The following is a 17,856-nucleotide window of genomic DNA, read 5'->3' on the forward strand; positions in this document are numbered from 1 at the left end:
TAGAGGCACGGCAGTGCCGTGCCTCTACACCTGGTGATGTAATGTTGCTGAATGGGAACCGCTATATTTATGATAACCAGCAAAAACTAAGTAAAAGTATCAAATAAATTTGAGAAGGTCAAATTTGTTTCTAAAGCTTGGATAGATTGACCAAATTATCAGCAAAAAAGTATTAGTAAATACCAATTAATTTCTCAAGTTCAATGTAGCGTCAATCCCTGAAAGCTGCTACTGTAGATTCTCGATCCTACAGTTGAGCAAAAAGAAAGTGGCTGCTGAGTCAAAGATAATTGCGATCGCACTCAATAATGACTTCATTAACAATCTCGAACTGTCGCCTGCCTCAACGGTGATTGAACAATGGCTGCAAGATGGGGTTGCATCCCACGAACAACAGCTACGCTTTGACATCAATTACGATCTCGAACCTGGCGATCCACGGGAACTCTCCGAAATTCCAGAGGTGCGGCTGTGGTTTCTGCGCCTAGATGCCAAATACCCCTGGTTAGCATTTTTACTAGATTGGAAAGCTGGAGAATTTGCTCGTTATGCCGCCATGCTAGTACCACATCAGTTCAGTTCTCAAGATGGCATCCAGTACAATCCTGAAGCCTTAGAAATATTTTTGATGCACAAAATCTTTATTTTAGGTGATTGGCTCAAACAGCAAGATATCCCCAGCCTCTCCAGGCTGAAGTCCATGGCCCAAATGCTGGGTTATGAATTAGATGATGCTTTTTTTGAGATGTTTTAACACTAGCTACTTAAAAAAATATTGTGTGGCGCGATGCCTACAACGGCAAGCTACGCACCACACAATATAAAATCATCTAAAATTTAATGACTAATTCGCTACCTCAGCCACCTCAATCACTCGCCCTTCATAGTCTTTCACTAAAAAGTTCAGGGGCTTTTGGTTACGAATCTTTAATTTCAAACCGCGCGTTTCGACTCGCATTAAAATCATTTCCAGACAGTCGCGATCAAAACAAACGTGGCGTTGTTGATTCTTGCTACCTAAACTCGCACCAGTAATAACGTGTAACTGGGTATTTTTCTTCAATTGATACCACAAACCTTCAGTGGCATTACTCATCATTTTGCTTGACAAACTCGGCCCAGTAGACATGTATAGCGGATCGATCCCAGTTGCGCCTATAGTTTGTTCGTAGTTGTAGTAATAGTGCAAAGGCACTTCAGCTGCTGGCAAATCTAGCAGCCCTTCATACAACTGTCGGGCAATCTCCAAATCTGACACCATTACAGTGTGTACTTTTGGGGCACTGGTGAGGAACATCCACATTGCACCAGCGTAAGCTGCTAGCAGCATTACCATAATGCCTTGGGTAGAAAACAGGCTATCTAAGGGCAAGGAAGGGAGAAAGGAACCAAAGGTAAGGGGACTGAGCAGGAACGACATCACACTAACTGCTATAACCATGAACAAATAAGGATTCTATAGGGGAATCGATTTTATTATTGTGGATTAAGACTAAAATTAAGTCCTTGTTTCTAGTTTATCAATAACTCAAGTAGTCTGAGTCTGGGCTACAAACTGGGCAACACCAAGATATTATGCGATTAACTACGGGAGTGCAATTCCCATAACTATTTTAACAACTATCAACTCAAAGAATTGTGCAAATTCCTCATTTTCCTGAAGCTAATCATCCTCTGGTAAAGTCGCTATTTCATCACACTGACCATGAACTACTGACTCTGTTTCAGCGCCATCCAGATGCCGGCAAGTATTTTACGGTGATTTTTTGCCGCTATAGCCCCATAGTGTATACCTTAATTCGGCATTCGGCGCGATCGCCTGTGCAGGCAGATTATCTCTTTGCCCTCACCTGGCGGCATATCTATTACGAACTCGGTGGACTAAATTTAACCACCCCGGAATCAGGAGAGCCAGCCTTAACCATGCAGAATTGGTTAATTAATATGACAGCTTTCTGCATCAACGAGATTAAGCTACCACCCACAGAAGCAATTCATTATTCTCTGCAAGCAACTTCGCCGCCGCTATGGTGCTATGTACAACAAGCATTAGACCAACTACCAGGTGTTTTACGATTAATCGTGTTAATGGCTCAAACTTTCCATTGGAGTGAAACGAGAATCGCTGCCTATCTGCAAGCTGAAGGAGAAGCGATCGCTCCAAACGAAGTAGCCAATTCTCTCCAGGAAGGCTATCGTATGCTAGAGGACAAATTACCCACAGACATCCGCACCATATACTTTGGGGAAGATTTTACTCAATCTTAACTTAAGTGTAAATGCGTATATTCTTTGTCTTCAATTTATAAACTTAAAACTTCTTCTTAGACCTTCTACTTAAACCCGCAACTTTAGGGGTAATTTTTATGAAACAACGGCTTGTATTTCCCAGGCAATTAATTTGCGTAGGTGTGATTTCTCGTCCCCAGGTACTTTTACATAGTTTTTTACTGTTTACTTTTTTGCTGAGTCCGATAGCTGCCGGTGCGGCTGATATTACGCAACAACTCCACCGTCCTTTAAATAGTTCTGTTGGGCGACAATCCAGAGATGAAGCAGACAGCTTACTGAGTATTGGCAAACAACAATATGCTTCAGGATATGCCGATAAAACAATTACGTCTTGCTTGCAAGCACTAGAACTATATCACTCAATTGGCGACCTGAAAGCACAAGGTTTGACTTACAATTTGCTTGCCAAGGCTTATATTCAGCTTGGTAGTTCAAAAGAGGCAGAAGATGCTTTACGACGAGGATTAGCGATCGCTCGTGATACTAAAGACTTCCAATCTCAGATTTTTGTGCTAAATAATATTGGTACATTTCTCCTACAACAAGGAGAATCTGCTGCTGCTGGTAAAATAGTCGAAGATGCACTCGCAATTGCTCACGGTGTCAAAAACATTGAAGGGGAAGGACTATCTCTGAGTAATTTGGGTTTGGTAACTGCCAGGTTGGGAGATTATAACAAGGCGATTAAATTGTATGAAAATGCTTTGCTTTTCCGCCGTCAAACTGGCGATGGCATCGGTGAAGCAAATACCCTGAATAATTTAGGTGATGCTTACCTAGCATCTGGAAATTATCAGGATACCATTACTACCTATGGCGAAGCGATGCGGACAGCTAAAACAAACCGCGATCGCACTAATGAATTACGAGCAATTGACGGTTTAGTTAAAGCTCACACTACTGCCGGGCGCTACGAAAGAGCCTTTGATTTACTAGAACAACGTTTAGCACTCGCTAAAGAATTGCAAAATTTGCGAGAAGAATTAAAATCTTTTGAGTCTTACGCTCAGTTATATAAGCAACAAGGCAATTACTTAACTGCCCGCAATTTTTACGAAAGAGCTATTGTCATAGCGCGGACATTAGAAGACAGCAAACAAGAGGTGCAATTACGGGATCAGTTAACTCAAATGCTTCAACGAAAGTAGGAGCAATTCATGAATTTCCCCTCCTTTCGCACTATTTGATTAATTTAAGAAAACTGAACCATTTCGTTCAATTCTCATCGCACTTCTACCCTGGGCTGCATTTGTGGCTTCGTTAAATCTAACTTCCAAACTTCCTGGCTCTGAAGAAGCTTGTGGAGTAACTATCAACTGTCCCTTATCTTCTCGTTCAAATGTCACCGTTACTGGTACTTTTAAACCTTGCAATATTACATTTGACTTACCTTGTAGCGATCGCGGTGCCGTATCGCCAATCACTTGGAAAGTTACATTAGCCGCAGTGTCATTTACCAAGTTGACATTAACAGTACCATTAGTTAGTGCGATCGTTGCGCTGGGGATTTGCCGTGGTTGTAATAGTCGTGATTGGTCATTAGGAACCGCTCCTGGTGAGGGCTGTTGAGTTTGATCGCCAGTAACTCTAGCACCTGCTTCTGGAGTACCGCCGACACCTAGCTCTGGTGATGGGGTCGCAGGGGCAGGAAGAAGCCCTTGAGCAGCTAGTCTTTGTGTTAGCGCATTAGGAGGACATCCTGCTGGCACCACTACTTGATTATTATGTGGTTCTTCGTAGAAAATCCTGGGACAAGGGTTAACTTTAGGAGTATATTCTTGTGCAACTGCTTGAGGAATTGCTGGCGCACTAATCAGTAATCCCCCAAAAATAACGCTAAATAACTGAGCAGATTTGCGAAAACTTTGAGACTTCATATTCTTTCTTGACTCCTAGAAAAGCTTAATTTTTTTTCTTATAGGACTTACGCAACAACTCTCTGAAACTCTGATTTCTCTGTGTTCTCTGCGTCCTCTGTGGTTCGATTTCCGTTACCTGTGCGTAAGTCCTGTCTTAAATGAATTATTTTTCAACCAGTAAATTAGATTAACGATTATTAATTGTTGAACACATTTAAAATTTAACAACCCATTCGATTTTGCGTATCTAGCTAAGGATGCGGAAATAATCTAAAAAAAATCAATATATTTCCCTCTCAAGGCTGAAAACCTCAATCAGTAAATAAGTCTACAGATTTTAATTATTGTCATCAACCAACTTTTTGCAACAGTTTAACTGTCTTGTTTAAGACTCAAAAGTTATTGGTAAAGTGATGATAAACGTAGTACTTTTACCAAAAATGCTTTCAACTTGAATATGACCCTGATGATATTCGACAATAGCTTGAGCGATCGCTAATCCCAATCCTGAACTAGTAGCGCTGGCTGTTGCTGTAGTCCCAGTTGTATGAGTCCGTGCCGGATCTACCCGATAAAAGCGGTCAAACAACCGTGGTAGGGCTTCTGGCGGAATTCCAACTCCGGTATCACTCACCTTAACTTGCAATTGGGCAGTGGTGTAACGTAGTCCAGAAACGCGATTTATTCCCTCTATCCGCGCCAATTCCACTTTTACCCGTCCACCTGCTGGAGTGTAATGCAAAGCATTAGCAATTAAATTTGTGAATAGACGCACCAGTTGATCCCAATTGCCCACAAGAGTAAACCAATTTTCCAATAATTCAGGGTTAGTTTCAGAGGCAGGAGGATCGATTAAGTCTAGAGAAAGGGCGATTTCTTTTTCAGGGACTAACAATTGTTGTTCTTCAACCACCTCTATCAGCAAGGCATCTAGAGGACAAGGTGAAAATATATCTTTGCTAATCCCACTATCTTGCCGTGCTAAGAATAGTAAGTCATTGACTAATTTACCCAAACGCTGCGTTAACCGTTCCACAACCTTTAACTGTTGCCGATACTGCATAGAAGTGGTTGCTTCTGTCTCCGCTAAATCCAAGTCAGCAAGGGCGACTTGCACATTCGTTTGAATCAAAGTAATGGGACTTCTAAGTTCGTGAGAAGCATCAGCAGTAAATTGTTTGAGGCGTTGATAAGATTCCCCTACCGGTTCCATCGCCTTACCCGAAAGAAACCAGCCACTTGCCCCTACAGAAACCACCATTAACCCAATACCTAGCGCCAAATCAAAAATTAACTCACGACTGGGTTTAGTTACTTCAAACCAGGGATGACTAACACGCAGATATCCTACTACTTGCCGCCCCATTTCTACGCGTTGGGTGATTTGTCGTAATAAGAGTGGTGAATTTTGAGTGAGAAATTTTGAATTTTCACTCTCTCCCCTAACTACGCGCACAGTTTCACCAGTGCGGTTGGCATGAATGGGAATATTTAGGGGTTCGGATAGCGTTGACCAAATTAATTTACCAGTTGGACTAAACCATTCTAGGTCGATGTGGTCATCTTCTACTGGATCGGTATTGTCGTGAAAACTGGCTTCTACGTTAATGCGAAATTTATCTGCATCAGCATCAATTGGCTCAAATATGAGCGTTGATGCACACCGACTTGTTGTAAGACAACGCTCTACTATTTCCACTACATGGTTAAGGGTATCATCAATCCGCTCAATCAGTGTGCCGCGAACGTATAAATAAACACCGCTAGCAAACAGTAGTAGTAATACAGCAGTAACGGCAGTGTACCAAATTGCAAGACGGCGGCGAGTAGCCTGAAACATATTTTTTTCACCAACTTTTTTGATTGAATATCTTCATATTACGTATTTATACGGTTAAAGAGTATCTGGTTTTTTTAGCTCTCGTGGTTTTGCTGAGGTTTAAATTTTGCTCAAGAATTACACTCTTGTTGCAGTAAATCTGCTTAATCCTATTTAATTCTTTACAAATCTGACAAAAATCGATTTTCTTTGGCTATCTATATCACAATTCCTTTGAGTTAAGCTCGAAATCTTTTGTAGAGAGGTTGCAATACAAAGTCTATACATACTTAGAATCAATACCAAAAATACTTATTTAAAGCTTATCTGCTTATATCGTTTTAACGAAAATAATGTTTGATTTTGTCTAAAATGAGTAACTAAAAATCATTTTTTTAAAACGAAACAATGAATAGTTTTTGAGGCTTAATAGTTTTTTTTGCAGTGAAAATAGTAGTTGGCGATCGCTATTTTGAATTGATTATGCTTTCTATTCTTAAATCCATTCTACCAAACAGTATATTTCTATTGTGGAAACCTGTAAAATCTCGAATCACAAAATTGTAAAAATCTCACTAATGAGATTCAAAAAAAATTTACAATTAATTGTAACGTGCTTTTTATCTTCAACAATCCTGTTCAAAGTTATCCTAGTTCAATTTTCTGCGCTCGCCTTAGAGTTTAACGGTCGTAACAATATAATTTTGAATGCAGAAAATAAGATTGCTAGTGATAACAGGTTATCAAAATCAGAGAACCTAGATGCTTTAGACAATAAAACTATATTAATACAAGCTTTAAAAAAGGCGAATTCTAGCTCACATGAAAAGGAACAATTTACAAAGTTAATTCCACTTGAGTTAATCGCGGTAAATAATGGAAATCTTAGCGATCGGAGTTTACTAAATTCAGATAAAATAGATAATCCTCAAAGCAAAAACCTCTTAAAAGAAACTAACTCTGACTTGCAGAAAACTAAACAGTTATCCGAATTCACTATAGCTGATGTTATCCCAATTGAAGAGTATAAAGTAGAACCTCCCAAGCCACCTGATGAAGGTGAAGAACAGACTAAGCCTAATACAACTAAACCGAATGTACCAGCACAACAAATACTAATAGAAAAGCTACGTCGTTCAAAGAAGCAACAACAAACACAACAACAAAAAATAATTATTGATGCTCTGACATTTAGTGCCAATAAGTATCCTTGGATTGTTAATCCTACAGATAATCTTACTTTTTCCACAGAATTATTTAAGCCAAATCAGAATGAAAATTATATAGATACAGATATAAGTTTAAAATTTTCTGGGGACAATCAGATTATTAATAAATTTACTTATGCTAAATTTCCCAAAGCTGACCAGTTTTACTGGGTTCTCGATAATAATAGAATAGTAGTTGAAACTAAAGGCTCCCAAGTTGGCATTCTGTCTCAGGGAAGAGAAACTAATACTTATATCACCCAAAATGTTACTTCACAACAGGCATTTTGGGGATTGCAAACCCTATTCGCTATACCTACAGATTTTCAGAATTTATTTGGAACCGTTGATGCTCAGAATTTTTCTATAACCTCAATAGCCGGACAATTGGTGAATCCTGAAGGAGTACCTGCTGGCAGAGTTACTATTAATAGTGGAATTAACGAAAACAATCCTAATGTCACAGTTCTAAGAAATCCTATTCCAGCTATTGGTAGTGGCTCTACTTTGAGTGCTGATGGTGGACAAGCTTTATTTCAAGCTTTAGATGCTGTCAATGCTCCCAAAATTTTGCAAGGCTTTCCAACGACGAACATACAGCCTTTATTAGATGGTGGAAATGTCAAACTCAAGATAGGTGAAGTTATTCCTAATAGTGCCTTAGAAGCTGCTGGTATCTCCTGGGGAAATATATTGACGGGAGAAGGTTTTGGTTTTACTGCTCCTGTTTCTTCCTTACCAGGTATTAAGGTTGCTCAACTTGGCGAATTTGATAACTTTGACTTATTAAATGTAGCAGTCAATCCTTTTCTCTCTCAACCTGAGAAAGACTACCATTATCTTAACTCTTTACAGTGGGTATCTTTAGGGAGAAGACAACCTGTATTTGAGACACTATCCCAAACTCAAGAAAGTTCAGATTGGCATAGATTGTATGTTAGTCGTCCTCATAATCGCAGCTTAATTCAATACGATCCGGTTGCTATTAAAGCTACTTATTCTAATATTTTTTCTGCCCCAGGTTTATCTCTCACAGCTAAATTCAGCGATACTAGCCTTGATGCTATTCAATCAGTAAATTCTACATTAGGTTTACTATTAGGTGAAGTTTTTGAAGCTATTAAAATTGATAATATTCAACAAGGTTTACACGAAGCTAGAGAAAAGTTTAAGAATGGGGAAGATTTTACTTCTTTAAGTACAACTGCTACATCTGAACAAAGAAGACAAATCAATAACAGGTTGAATCGCACTTTATCTTATGTCAATGCATCGAGTGGACTAGAGCAGGTATCTGGAACTTACACATTTCCTAGTCAAGTAACTCCTAAGAACTCTAGTATCTTGCAAATAAGAACGGGAAACCACAAACGAGCAGTTCAGTTTCTTGAAAGAGATATTTCTATTTTAAATGAAGGTAATACATTCTTTTCCGATCTCAAGCTCTCTAATGAAAAATTTGGCCCTCTGACTTACATTGGTATTCCAATTCCTTTAAATGATACTTCCATTGATCCTGTTAACGAATCCTCTGCTGCCGAAGTAATTTTGACAAACGCCCAAGGACAACAATTTGTACAAAAATTTAATTCAGCAGATTCGACGATAGTACCGATACAGGTGCGAGCAGCCGATTTAGCATTCGATTATATGGAACTCACTAGAGTTGACAAAATAGGTGTTAGTTTTAATAGTTTTAACGGTTATCTATCCTTGCCGACAGTTGAATTATTAGCAGCCGGTTCTTCTGGAAATTTTAACTATAGTGCCAATGTAGGAACGTGGTTTAATATAGATGCTAACTCAGCACCAGGCGTTTCTAATAATAATTTAGGAACGGAAGAACCAACATTAGGTTTATATACTAATATACTTCTTAACTATATTAAAACTGATGTGCGCTTAAATTCAGCCAAAAAACCTGTAGCTATTAACACTCACGTACCATACTTGAGAGTTGACTGGAATAGTGCCTCTAATAAAAATAATCCTTTTTCTACTTTTTTAAGTTATTTATATCAGCATCAAGAAAGAAATTTCGGTTTTTCTTTAGCTCCTGGTATCGCTTTTATTGAGAATAATAGCAACGGGGATTTTTTAGGTCTTTTTAATGGAGAATTTAGTACTAGTCATGGTTTGAACCTTAAGACAAATTTAGAAATGGGTAAAGAGTATTTCTTTCAATTTCAAGGCTTACACCGAGTCAGCAAAAATATTTCTGCTGGTATTTATTTGAAAAATTATAGTATCAATAATTTGGGTTTGAGTAGCCGAGTTTCTGGCTTCAACTATGGAGTTATTTTGAGGCATAGTTTTGCAGATAATAGTGTGTTTATAGAAACTCAAATTGGTACAGGCGAGAATGGATTTGACCTACAGCTTCAAGGTGGTTATCGATTTTGATGGCATCACAAAATATCCCCCAACTTTAAAAAATTCGGGAATCTAATATTTTTAGTTCGTCAATTCTGTTTAATCTAAACCACCTAAGCCATTATTACCAGCGCCCGCTCGGATTATAGTTGTTAAATCTTCAACAGAAGTAGTATTTTTTAATAAATTCGCTGTTGTATCAATAAATGAGCTTGGGTTAGGGAGTGTAGTAGTTTGAACTAATCCTGGGGTTATAGTCAGACTAGTTATGGTTTCGTTATTTCCACCTGCAATACCTCCATAGGTAGGAGAAATTGTTAAACCTCCGTTAAAGGAAGATCCAGAAGGTAAAGTTACCTCGCCACTGACACTGAGAAAACTACCAGAAGGTCTAATAAGAGTAACAGCACCACGAGCAGTAGCCTGTTGTGCATTTGCTGGTGTGCCTAAAAAGTTTCCTACATTTATTAAACCTAAACCTAATAGACAGATACTTCCCTGAAAAATTATAGATAATTTGTTGGATAAGCTATTCATTTTTTATAAGCTCCTCGTGTTCTTCGCTTTAGCTTGTTTCCAGATTTTGCTTTAAAACGCAAAATTAACCTCGACTAGCAAAAGTAGAGGCGGAATCTCTCTTTATCTTTTTTTATTCCTCTCGTCAGATAAAAATATAGAATCCCTGATATGAGCGTTTTGTTAACGATGAACATTTTGAGGGTTGGTATTGTTACGTAAGCGCTCGATTCATTATTTTCTAGGAGTTTCAGGGTTTATATTGATATCACTAAAGCTATGTAAAGGATTGATGAGGAGTCGCATGATAATTCTAGAACTTACGTAAAGCACAAAGGAAAAATGTAATCTTTGTATCGGAGTTTGTAACAGTAGGTACGAGGAACTATGTGTTTCTACGAAAGACCCGTACAACAAAATTCGCGACTTTTTTAAAAAAGTCGCGAATCTGAGCCACAAAATAAATATAGGGAAGATAATATAGCATTGCTATTTCTCCTCCCTACGCTCTATTAATTTATTCAACTGTTCTGTGAGTTGTTAAAAATTTTGTAAGTAAGTAGCTAGGCAAAAATCAAATCTACTCTAGACCGCCACCAGCGCCAGCTGCTCTGACAAGAGTTGCTAAATCTTCAACAGTTGTAAAAGTCTGTGCTGCAATCTGTCCTGCAATAGCTGCTGAAATTGTGGTAGGAGGTGTGGTTGAAGATGCTATAGGTGTTGGGGTTAATGTGAGGCCTGTGACAATTTCTTGGTTTGTACCTTCAGCAGTAAGACCATTAACGACAACATCTAGTGCGGTAAAGTCTGTACCTGGAGCTGCAACCAACTCAGCACTGACGCTGAGAGAAGAACCTGATGGTCTAACTATTGTAACTGCACCCCGAGCAGAAGCTTGATCTGCACTTGCTGGTGCAGCCAGGATATTACCAACGCCAACCAAACCTAATAAGCAGATGCCGCCTTTAACGATCGCAGAAATTTTCATGATTAACAAATTCCTTGTGTTGTTTCTCTTTGCGTTTTCAATATAACCATTGCCTACCAAAAATATCTCAGAAATAATACTGAATTTTTAAAAAATTTAATAATCATAAATAAAAAAAACTAATACATTCTTTGTTAGCCTGAATCTGAGTAATAGCAAGAAAAACCTCATGAAAATAGAGTTAAAACAAAACTTGTATCTATTTGATATCTGTATATAATTTGTTTCAATAATTACTAAAATTGGAATTTTTAAATTCTAATCCAGAAAGCACTACAGGTAAGGATTTAGACTGTTTATAATACTATTATTCTACGTAAGCACTGATCGAGAATTCGTCAGCAATTGTCATAAACGCCTATGTCATATCTTTGCTAAATCTTAAGTGCATGTTTGTAGGTAATATTTTGCAGGCAACAATTTTAATCCCCAGTCGCAGTTATTATTTATATGGAAACCGGCATAAAATCTAGTTATGGGTCAATGCAATTGGTGGTTGTGATATTTTATCCCGCAGATCCCTTCAACTCCCTTTAAAAAAGCTTGCTCTAATTCCCTCTTTTTTAAGGAGGGTTAATGAAGATCGCCTTAGCCCAAGCGTATTGAGTTATGGATTGGGTAGAGTGAATTCTCTGGAAAATACGCTGGGCGATAGTGCAAAATACTGGACAGATGCGATGTTTACAACGGGCTGTTGGGTTCGCAAAATCCCCACAAATTTCTTAGTAATGTTGGCTTTCGTGCCTACATGAGTTTATTTTTGAGTCTTTGACTGAAGTTATTTAGATACAAATAGATTTTTGATTTAAGAGGTTGTTTGAAAAGTATTTTGCTGTGATTTTAGGCACTTTTAGATCCCCCCTAACCCCCCTTAAAAAGGGGGGAATCGGAATCAAAGTCTCCCTTTTTAAGGGGGATTTAGGGGGATCTAAAACTTTTGATACCGACAAAAGGACTTTTCAAACATCCTCTAAGCCTGATATCCGTTCTTTATCTGTAGGGAGGTAAAGAATCCATATAACCAAAAATAGCTTCAGCGTTCTGCTCAAGCACCCTTTAACTTAATATGTTTATTGTCCCCCAATTCAATGGGCTACATCTCCCTGCCCTTAGGTCATTATGGCAAAATCTAAGAAAAGCGCTACTCCCATCAATCTCAGCGATCCACAATATTATCTTAACCGAGAGTTAAGCTGGTTAGAATTTAATGGCAGGGTATTACATGAAGCCTGTGACGATCGCACGCCGCTTCTCGAACGCCTCAAGTTTTTAGCAATCTTTAACTCTAATTTGGATGAGTTTTTTATGGTGCGGGTTGCTGGTTTAAAGCAACAAGTAGAGGCGAAAGTCAGCCTGTTAACTCCCGATGGTCGGACACCACAACAACAGCTAGACGATATTAGGTCTACCCTGATTCCTCATGTAAAGAAAGAGCATCAACATTTTGAGGAAATACTTCGGCCATTATTAGCAAATCATGGCATCCATATTCTGGATTACATAGATTTGAATCAAAAACAGCGCACTCATCTAAATAGCTATTTTGAAGAACAAGTATTTCCAGTTTTGACACCTTTGGCTGTCGATCCTAGTCATCCTTTTCCTTTTATTTCTAATCTCAGTCTGAATCTGGCTGTTGTAGTTAAAAACCCAGACACAGAAGAAGAATTCTTTGCCAGAGTTAAAGTCCCTAGCGTACTACCACGATTTTTACCGATTCCGCCTGAATTGGGAGAGCAAAATAATGATAAACCTGCCCACTGGACTGGAGTACCTTTAGAACAAGCGATCGCTCATAACTTGGAATCTCTATTTCCAGGGATGAATATTCAAGAATATCATCCGTTCCGTATTACCCGTGATAATGATTTGGTATTAGAAGAAGATGAAGCAGATGATTTGCTATTAGCGATTGAACAGGAATTGCGAAAACGGCGATTGGGTGGAAGTCCAGTCCGGCTAGAAATTCAATCCCAGACTCCTGAAATAGTGCGATCGCGATTATTGCACGATTTGGAATTAACAGAAAGCGATCTCTACGAAGTAGACGGTCTTTTGGGATTGCGGGATTTGATGTCTTTTATGGCCTTGCCATTGCCGGAACTCAAAGATCCACCACGCCAATCTGTTGTCCCATTACGCCTGCAAAGGCTGAGGGAACCAAGTTTAGATCCAGATGCACTGGAGACAGACGAAGGAAAAGACTTTTTTGCTGTGATTCGAGAAAAGGATTTACTAGTACACCATCCCTATCAATCTTTTTCGGCGACAGTAGTGCGCTTTATTACCCATGCGGCCTACGACTCGGACGTGTTAGCTATCAAGATGACACTTTATCGGACTTCTGGCGACTCACCCATAGTCAACGCCTTAATTGCTGCCGCCGAAAATGGCAAGCAGGTATCCGTGTTGGTGGAATTAAAGGCGCGATTTGATGAGGAAAATAATATTTACTGGGCAAAACGACTAGAAAGAGTTGGAGTTCATGTAGTCTATGGTTTAGTCGGGCTAAAAACCCACAGTAAAACCCTCATGGTGGTACGGCGCGAAAAAGACCGGATACGTCGCTATGTGCATATTGGCACTGGTAACTATAACCCCAAAACAGCACGACTGTATACAGATTTGGGATTATTTAGTTGCCGTGAAGAATTAGGTGCTGACATCACAGATTTATTTAATTTCTTGACAGGATACTCCCTGCAAAAGTCTTATCGAGAGTTGCTGGTTGCACCGGTGAATATGCGCGATCGCTTTTTAGCACTAATTCACCGCGAAATTGAAAATGTTCAAAATGGTTTTTCTGGACGCATTGTTGCCAAAATGAATTCTCTAGTCGATCCAGAAATTATTGCCACTTTATATGAAGCTTCCCGCGCCGGAGTGCAAATAGACTTAATTCTTAGGGGCGTTTGTTGTTTGCGTCCAGGACTCAAAGATATTAGTGAAAATATTCGCGTCATTAGCATCATCGGTCGCTTTTTAGAACACTCTCGGATTTATTATTTTCATAACAATACACAGGAGGAAATCTTTATCGGTAGTGCCGACTGGATGCGCCGCAACCTAGATCGTCGAGTAGAAGTAATTACCCCAGTGAAAGACCCTGATATTGCGAAGGATTTACAAGAAATTATGGGAATTATGCTTGCAGATAATCGCCAAGCTTGGGAATTACAAGCCGATGGCAGCTACATTCAGCGCCGTCCCTATGATGATTCTCCAGAAGCTAATTCACAAAAAATTCTTATGAATATGGTATTACGGTCAACTGGTCTAGCCTCAAACTTGATTGATTAAAGAACTATAGGAATCTGGTTTGATTTGGAGAAAAGATCCGTAGGGTGTGTTAGCGATAGCGTAACGCACTAAATCCTTGATAATGGTGCGTTATGAACTTCGTTCTAACACAACGCCAGTTGCTACAACGGAGGGAACCTCTGCAACGCACTGGCTCCCCTACAATACCTAATTTTGTTCAAAAATCAAATATTAGTCCTATAGTACGTTCTACCTTGACAACTAGCTCAACTTAGTTGCTTTTAGAAAACTTTAATTTTTTAAAAGCAACTAAGTTGTTTGTCATGGGTTTACGCAAGTTATTCAACCATTCGATAGATTCAGTGCTGGCACTTGTTCGGATAAATTAGAGAGGTTATTCTGAATAAATTTGTCTTTCCCCTCGATGTTAATGTTATCCTGTGAGTTTTCTACCTTGCGTGTTCTAGTTGTTGATGACCACGAACTGACTCGTTTAACCTTACAATTAGTTTTTTCTTGCCAGGAAAATATTCAAGTAGTAGGTTTAGCCAGTAATGGTGAAGAGGCTATAGAAATGGTTAAACGCTGCCATCCTGATGTGATTGTTCTAGATTTACAGATGCCGCTCATGGATGGCTGGAGTGCGTCTAGTCAGATTAAAGCTATATCCCCGAACACCAAGATCCTTGCTTATTCCTCAGTGGAAGATGTAAATTTTCAAGGGCAAAAGGCAATGTCTAGCTTTGATGATGTTTGCAAGAAAGATGTACCCACAAGCGAACTCATTGCCTTAGTTAGGCAGTTAGGTCAGCGTGCAGCAGATGGTTCGGTTGCAGGATAAATGATACAGCTATGTTGCTTCGCCAACTCAGGCTTAGTTCAATTCTGGGGATTTAAGGACACAATAGTACTGAAGAGCGTCGGTATTAACCTGAAGTTTAGGGTTAGATCGACGCTCTTTTTGATAATTTCTACTCTACCGAAATGGTGCGTCTAAATTCATCAATTAATTCATCCAGTTCTTCTAAAGCCTGATTTACGTCAACCCTCAAAGTTCCCAGATTTGGTTGCTCCAGTAGGCTTAACAGGTAATCGCGTTTACTTTGAACTGCGACAATCCGTTCTTTTATAGTCTGTAAATCCATTATTTTTTCCCGATCTTTAAACTACCTTTAAGTTTTAAGTTAACTTAAAACCAAGCATTCTGGGGTGTTTAAGTAGGTCAACCTAATTAAACATTAAACGCTCAAGAGATAGATCCGAGGATATGACTTTTTATTTTTACCACCCACTTGGTGGCTTAAGCTAATACTCTTCCCTAATTTGTTACTCATAGCCGATGATAATAATAACTGATACCTTTTCACAAAATTCCTGCTATAAGTCAAGTCCGTTGGTAGGAGCGTACTGTTGTCCATTTGTCAACTTAAACTAGAACTCCTCTAAAACCTTGTTTCAGGCAGAGGCTAGGTATTCCCTAGTCAGAGACTCTTGGGGAGACAATCTCTAAAAGCTTCTTAGAGACGGCATATAACTTAAGTTGACAATAATGACAGGTATACGCCCCTACAGCCGATTTATTTGTTACCAAGATTTTTGGAAATTGTATTGAGGTATTCAGAATTTATATTAATTTAAGCTCATGCTACGCAAAATCTCTTTGGGAACACTCGGTTTAACTATCGGCGGTATATTAACCATCATTGGCTTTGTCGCCTATGCTGGTAATAATGCCACACTCAATCTTGTCGGATTTTTTTACGGGATTCCTCTATTGTTGGGAGGGCTGGCACTGAAAGCTAATGAACTCAAGCCAGTTCCCTTTACCCAAACTACATCACCGTCAGCATTGATATTGCGCCAACAGCAAGCAACTGATACTCAAAATAAAATTCGCAAAGATATCACCCGATATTGTTACGGTCAAGATGCTCATTTAGATACAACACTTTCTTTTCTAGGTTTGAGTCCCACAGACCAGGAACGACCAATAGTCACAGGGTTACAAGAAAAAGAAATCAATGGTAACTATGCCCTAATTTTAGAATTTGATTCACCGCTAATACCAATTGATGAGTGGCAAAAAAAGCAGGAAAAAATGACCAAATATTTTGGACCTGGATTGGAGGTTCAAATAACGCAGCCATCTGAAGATACTATTGAGCTAGCGCTGATTAATACTCCAAAAGAGTCGCTAGTAAGTAGTCAATAGTCAAAGACAAACCGCGATCGCTTTCGTAGCAGCAATATCGCCTTTGTTCTTGGTATGATGCAGCAATAGCGAACCCTCAAACGGGGAAATTGTCATATCACTTCACGGTGCTTGAGGGTTCATATTGAGTTAAAACGAGCGCGGCAGGGTTCGAACCTGCGACCGATTGCTTAGAAGGCAATTGCTCTATCCACTGAGCTACGCGCCCAAAACAAAATTATGGCTCCCAAAGGAGTCATCTAAACTATTATATCGTTTCTGCGTATCAAGAAGCAATCGAAAATTGCAGATTTCCTGCTAGCAAGGCTAAGATGCTAGTCGCTAGCTAGTCAATTTACACTAAAAACGAAACAGATGGCTATTGGTTTAGATATATTGAGTTGTCAAGGGGTTCTTTGCCTGTTAACGCCAACCTCCTCTGGGCGACTACCTTCGGGAAGGATCTGGCGATCGCTAAACCCATTTCCACAGTATGCTAGGTAATTTCAGCCTTGGCGATACTGCCAAATGCCATTATATATTCCATATTAAGAGTGCCCCTGTGAGGAGTTATTTGCTAGTGCCATGTTTATTCTCAAACGGCAGGATGTTGAAATATCAAGCATTCAGCACCCAAAAAAGGATCAGCAGGTGCCGATCCTTAATTATCAAGGGCAAACTTTTCGTTTGATTAGTGTTTTCAAAGCTAGTCAAGAAGAAGAAGCTAGAGCCTTATGGAGAGAATTAACGGATAACCGGGGTAAAGCCTGTGTTTTGCTGGAGGAACCGGAACGTTTTAGCGTCTGGGGTAAAATCCGTTTAGAGCAGCTGGATGGTGACACAGGTGGTCATGGCAAAACGGCGATTTTAATCCAAGCCAGTATTTTGCTGTTGCAGGGTGTTTCTATCGACATTGAAGAGTTTTTAGGTGCTAGACAAGCTGCATTATTTGAAAAAGATATTGCGGAGGTCTTAAAGCAGAAGCAATTTCCTCAAGTATCTTCTCTAGAAGCAGTTAAATATTTGGTATCTACTAATCCTTTGCCGACAGCCAAAATACCTGATTGGCAGGAAAATCATGTAGTTATCTTGTTACAAGAACTGCATCGATTAGGAAAAGCGTATTTTGGCAACGCAAATTTTACCAAACAAGTGATTTATAAGCTAGAAGATATGCCAGAAGCCGAGCGATCGCTGTTTATCAATTGGCTAAATCAATCGCCACTGGGTAAACTGTGGCAGTAGCATGGAAAATTTTAACAAAGTTCCGGCCACTGGTACTTGCTTTTGGTGTCCGATTGTGTGTTACCTGGCAGACACACTTCTAGATACACAGTCCTTTAACTAAA

At 39.3% G+C, this 17,856-nt stretch carries 15 protein-coding genes and 1 tRNA gene; 9 read left to right on the forward strand and 7 right to left on the reverse strand.

What is annotated here, in order from left to right:
- Window positions 1-268: 268 nt before the first annotated feature.
- The gene (locus V7K55_RS11620) at window positions 269-754 is read left to right on the forward strand and encodes a CRR6 family NdhI maturation factor (protein ID WP_334831329.1); all 486 of its coding nucleotides are present in this window, start codon (window positions 269-271) and stop codon (window positions 752-754) included.
- 90 nt (window positions 755-844) lie between these two features.
- On the opposite strand, the gene V7K55_RS11625 is transcribed toward V7K55_RS11620, so the two are convergent.
- On the reverse strand, window positions 845-1,441 hold the full coding sequence (locus V7K55_RS11625) for a glyoxalase-like domain protein (protein WP_104901533.1): 597 nt from the start codon (window positions 1,439-1,441) through the stop codon (window positions 845-847).
- 197 nt (window positions 1,442-1,638) lie between these two features.
- Between V7K55_RS11625 and V7K55_RS11630 the strand changes: the two genes are divergently transcribed.
- Window positions 1,639-2,268, forward strand: coding sequence for a sigma-70 family RNA polymerase sigma factor (locus V7K55_RS11630; RefSeq protein ID WP_334831331.1), 630 nt, complete (start codon window positions 1,639-1,641; stop codon window positions 2,266-2,268).
- Between the two features lie 98 nt (window positions 2,269-2,366).
- On the forward strand, window positions 2,367-3,440 hold the full coding sequence (locus tag V7K55_RS11635; RefSeq protein ID WP_334831333.1) for a tetratricopeptide repeat protein: 1,074 nt from the start codon (window positions 2,367-2,369) through the stop codon (window positions 3,438-3,440).
- A 39-nt stretch (window positions 3,441-3,479) separates the two neighbouring features.
- Here the strand turns inward: V7K55_RS11635 and V7K55_RS11640 are convergent, their stop codons facing one another.
- The gene (locus tag V7K55_RS11640; RefSeq protein WP_334831335.1) at window positions 3,480-4,169 is read right to left on the reverse strand and encodes a hypothetical protein; all 690 of its coding nucleotides are present in this window, start codon (window positions 4,167-4,169) and stop codon (window positions 3,480-3,482) included.
- A gap of 367 nt (window positions 4,170-4,536) precedes the next feature.
- Complete coding sequence (locus V7K55_RS11645) at window positions 4,537-5,991, reverse strand: sensor histidine kinase (RefSeq protein ID WP_334831337.1); 1,455 nt, start codon at window positions 5,989-5,991, stop codon at window positions 4,537-4,539.
- A 683-nt stretch (window positions 5,992-6,674) separates the two neighbouring features.
- Between V7K55_RS11645 and V7K55_RS11650 the strand changes: the two genes are divergently transcribed.
- Window positions 6,675-9,581: a hypothetical protein gene (locus V7K55_RS11650; RefSeq protein WP_334831339.1), complete on the forward strand. Its 2,907-nt coding sequence runs from the start codon at window positions 6,675-6,677 to the stop codon at window positions 9,579-9,581.
- Window positions 9,582-9,650: 69 nt separating this feature from the next.
- On the opposite strand, the gene V7K55_RS11655 is transcribed toward V7K55_RS11650, so the two are convergent.
- Together V7K55_RS11655 and V7K55_RS11660 are read right to left on the reverse strand one after the other, a co-directional pair.
- Window positions 9,651-10,088, reverse strand: a complete 438-nt coding sequence (locus V7K55_RS11655) for a hypothetical protein (RefSeq protein ID WP_334831341.1) — start codon at window positions 10,086-10,088, stop codon at window positions 9,651-9,653.
- A gap of 559 nt (window positions 10,089-10,647) precedes the next feature.
- On the reverse strand, window positions 10,648-11,055 hold the full coding sequence (locus V7K55_RS11660) for a hypothetical protein (RefSeq protein ID WP_334831343.1): 408 nt from the start codon (window positions 11,053-11,055) through the stop codon (window positions 10,648-10,650).
- Between the two features lie 1,119 nt (window positions 11,056-12,174).
- Between V7K55_RS11660 and ppk1 the strand changes: the two genes are divergently transcribed.
- Window positions 12,175-14,355, forward strand: coding sequence for a polyphosphate kinase 1 (gene ppk1 / locus V7K55_RS11665; protein WP_334831345.1), 2,181 nt, complete (start codon window positions 12,175-12,177; stop codon window positions 14,353-14,355).
- 385 nt (window positions 14,356-14,740) lie between these two features.
- Window positions 14,741-15,157, forward strand: coding sequence for a response regulator (locus V7K55_RS11670; protein ID WP_334831347.1), 417 nt, complete (start codon window positions 14,741-14,743; stop codon window positions 15,155-15,157).
- A gap of 130 nt (window positions 15,158-15,287) precedes the next feature.
- On the opposite strand, the gene V7K55_RS11675 is transcribed toward V7K55_RS11670, so the two are convergent.
- Window positions 15,288-15,461, reverse strand: a complete 174-nt coding sequence (locus V7K55_RS11675; RefSeq protein WP_094329394.1) for a hypothetical protein — start codon at window positions 15,459-15,461, stop codon at window positions 15,288-15,290.
- 497 nt (window positions 15,462-15,958) lie between these two features.
- Here V7K55_RS11675 and V7K55_RS11680 point away from each other — a divergent pair, with 497 nt between their 5' ends.
- Entirely contained in the window at window positions 15,959-16,528 is a 570-nt protein-coding gene (locus V7K55_RS11680; protein WP_334831349.1) for a DUF2854 domain-containing protein, read from the forward strand.
- 135 nt (window positions 16,529-16,663) lie between these two features.
- Here the strand turns inward: V7K55_RS11680 and V7K55_RS11685 are convergent.
- Window positions 16,664-16,736, reverse strand: a tRNA-Arg gene (locus tag V7K55_RS11685).
- A 146-nt stretch (window positions 16,737-16,882) separates the two neighbouring features.
- Between V7K55_RS11685 and V7K55_RS11690 the strand changes: the two genes are divergently transcribed.
- Together V7K55_RS11690 and V7K55_RS11695 are read left to right on the forward strand one after the other, a co-directional pair.
- A complete protein-coding gene (locus V7K55_RS11690) occupies window positions 16,883-17,011 on the forward strand; it encodes a hypothetical protein (RefSeq protein WP_334831351.1) in 129 nt (42 codons plus the stop codon).
- An 81-nt stretch (window positions 17,012-17,092) separates the two neighbouring features.
- Window positions 17,093-17,752, forward strand: coding sequence for an Npun_F0813 family protein (locus V7K55_RS11695; protein WP_334831353.1), 660 nt, complete (start codon window positions 17,093-17,095; stop codon window positions 17,750-17,752).
- Window positions 17,753-17,856: the final 104 nt, after the last annotated feature.

The organism is Nostoc sp., assembly GCF_036919895.1.
GTDB lineage: Bacteria > Cyanobacteriota > Cyanobacteriia > Cyanobacteriales > Nostocaceae > Nostoc.